At 31.4% G+C, this 3,124-nt stretch carries 3 protein-coding genes; all 3 read left to right on the top strand.

The genetic code is table 11. From position 1 onward, the window contains the following. The coding region (locus tag LBU54_RS15185) for a T9SS type A sorting domain-containing protein (protein WP_224531956.1) at window positions 1-373 on the top strand (373 nt) is incomplete at its 5' end. An 899-nt stretch (window positions 374-1,272) separates the two neighbouring features. Further along, window positions 1,273-1,977: a DUF6090 family protein gene (locus tag LBU54_RS15180; protein WP_224531954.1), complete on the top strand. Its 705-nt coding sequence runs from the start codon at window positions 1,273-1,275 to the stop codon at window positions 1,975-1,977. Window positions 1,978-2,141: 164 nt separating this feature from the next. After that, entirely contained in the window at window positions 2,142-2,903 is a 762-nt protein-coding gene (locus LBU54_RS15175) for a hypothetical protein (protein ID WP_224531952.1), read from the top strand. Window positions 2,904-3,124 lie beyond the last annotated feature (221 nt).

The raw sequence follows: 3,124 nt of genomic DNA, 5'->3' as shown, positions 1-3,124 counted from the left end.
TACAGCTAGGTATTTACGCGTAAATATGAACTATAACTCTGCAAATATTGGAGTACATATCGTTGAATTTGAAGCTTATGGTGAATTGGCATCTTCGTTATCAAAGGTTTTCAATACCACTAACAAAACACTATTGTATCCTAATCCTGCTAAAAAAGGAAGTACTATTGCAATAAATGCAAGGTCATTTACGGAAGGAGATGAAATTTTAATTGAGGTTAATGGCTTAAACGGATTAATTCTTGACAATACCGTTATACTTGATAACACAAAAACTATTAAGTTAAATACTGAAAATTTTGATACCGGATTAAATTTTATTACCCTAACGTCAAAAAATAAAAAAAATAGTTGCAAAGTGATTATAAAATAAACTGACCAATTACTAAATACAACAAATTATTGAAGTAATAATGTTTTGGCTTTTTACTTAAATACCATTGCTTGTGACTTGAGTATATCCTTTTCCAAAAAGTATTAAATTTTAATCTACTCCTACAATCATTCTAAATCGATGATAAAACATTTGAATTAAATACTCAATTTTAAAGTTAAACCTTATTTGCTTAGATTTCTTTAGTTTTTAATTTTACAGTTTAACGAGAGGAGGTCAAGAGCAAATCTAAAATTCTAAATCAATATATCTTTTGGTTACGGCAATCAAAAGACGAGGAAAATATACAACAACCGATTAATATACATGGTAATTTAGCAAATCCCTCAAATCCAATAATTTTTGGATATGGAGATAATAATTCAGATGAATATAGAGGATGACAAAACTTAAAAGATAACACGCTATTAAAATAATTTATAACTTTTCAATACTTACGTTCAAAATAGATATAAGCAAGTTCTTAGTTTGTTGGAAACCGAAAAAGAAATTTATGTCCAAATAATTGGTCATTCTTCAGACATATGTGACAAGGCTTTATTGAGGACAATTTACCAGCATCCAAATGTAAAATTTATTGAAGCAACCTTCTTTGAATCTGAAGGAAGATATTTTTAAAAGTTATAAAATATTTTAAAAATATTTGATGATACTTCACTTATGAGAGAAAAGCTAATTCCTCTTGAAGACTCATTTATGATTGTTTAAAATAAAAACTACAGTTAACAACGGCTATAATTCATTGCGGTTGAATTCCTAATCGGAATTTCGAGCCTTTTTGCTAAATTTAGGGTTACTGCGGAATGATACTCGCGTACCATTCCGTAACGAAACCATAGCCGAGACCGTTGTGCTTCATTATAACCAACAACTAACCAATGATAAAATTCTTTAGAAAAATTAGGCGCAACTTACTTTCCGATGGAAAAACTGGAAAGTATTTTAAATATGCCACTGGAGAAATACTTTTAGTAGTAATAGGGATTTTGATTGCACTCTCGATAAATAATTGGAATGAGGACAGGAAAAACAGACTCAAAGAAGCTGTGTATTTAGAGGGTATAAAGACCGACCTTGAATGGGATATAAAATATTTAGATTTTCTCATACCATTTAACAATACAAGAATAAAGGAATATGCCAGCCTAGACTCTGTTGTTAAATTAAGATCTGATAAAATATTTGAAATTGAATTTTCCGAAATTTTTGATCTTTCTGACCAAACAGGTACGTTCTATCCACGTAGCGGAGCCTACTCCTCCCTGATTAATGAAAATTCAGCGGGATTAATTCAGAATAGAGAATTATTAGCAAACATAAAGTTTTTGTACGATATCGAATATGTTAGAGCAAGTCTTCTTGGCCAGGAACTAGATGATATTTCTACAAAAATTAGATGGGAAAGACGATTGGATTTTCGCCAAGAATTAGAAGACTATAATTTTGAAGACTATGACTCACTATTCGCTGATTTGGGTGAATTGAATCGTAATATCAATAAATTCCTTAAGCGGATAAATGGGCTTAAGAAAAAGATTAATGAGGTGGTTGAAAAAATTGATATTGAATTAGATAAAAAATAACGAAAGCACAACACCGTGTATAATTAATTGCTTTGGTCGTTGCCAACTTGGAAAATTCCTTCGGAATTTTCTCTGGCAAGTATTTGTTTACTAAATTAGTTGCTTAACCACGCAACTAACCATACACAACAACGTTGTGCTACATTATAACCAACAGCTAACTAATGATAAAATTCTTTAGAAAAATTAGACAAAAATTACTATCAGAAAACAAGTTCAGCAAGTATCTAATTTATGCAATTGGAGAAATAATTCTTGTAGTAATTGGAATTTTGATTGCCCTTCAAATTAACAATGCTGATACGCATAGAAAAGAAACACAAACATTACATGGTTATTTGAGAAGCATAAGAAATAATATTGAAAGTGACAAAAAACAAATTGAAGCAATAATTGCTTTTAGGGATTCCGTTAAATTTTACTCCCAAAAAGTTGTGCAGTTATCTCATCAAAATGAAATTACCCTAAAAGAGTTTTTGCCAGTTGTACACGATGAATACAATGTCTTTTATGATCAATATCTGGAAATTAATCCGAGTGGATTTGAAGGCTTAAAAAACTCAGGCTATTTAGGAATGATTCAAGGTTCTAAGATTGAAAATCTTATTAACGATTACTACCTGGTGTACAATACTGTGAACAAACAGGAAAAAAGTCTCAACGATTTCATAGAAAATATGGAAGTATTGGGATTTCAAGAAAATGCGTTTACTGAAATAATGCAAATCTTAAGAATGCCTGATGTTGAAGAATATTTTGCATCTCATCAAGACCAAATTAAGGCTATAATTAATCACCCAAGCATACAAGGGGCTAATTTACGAGGCTCCATAGTTGGAGGTCTATTCAATGAATACAAAAAACTTTTATCTATTGGTCAACAATTATTAGTTGAAATAAACAAAATTGTAGAGAATCAAGAATAACGAAAGCACAACAACGGCTATAGTTCATTGCGGCGGAATTTTCGATAGGAAATTCCTGTGTATTTGCTAACTTTGGGTTATGGCGGAATAGTTCTGCCGAACCATTCCGTAACGAAACCATAGCCAAAACCGTTAGAGCACATTCAGCTAAAGCTGACTTGTGTTGCTACGTTCTGCGAACTCCCGCCCCACAAGCTTATGTGCTCTAACGCCCTGCTAAA

Source organism: Winogradskyella alexanderae, assembly GCF_020166335.1.
In the GTDB taxonomy this organism is placed as follows: Bacteria; Bacteroidota; Bacteroidia; order Flavobacteriales; family Flavobacteriaceae; genus Winogradskyella; species Winogradskyella alexanderae.
The sequence above is the reverse complement of the archived record's forward strand: the minus strand, read 5'-3'. Positions and strand labels throughout refer to the sequence as shown.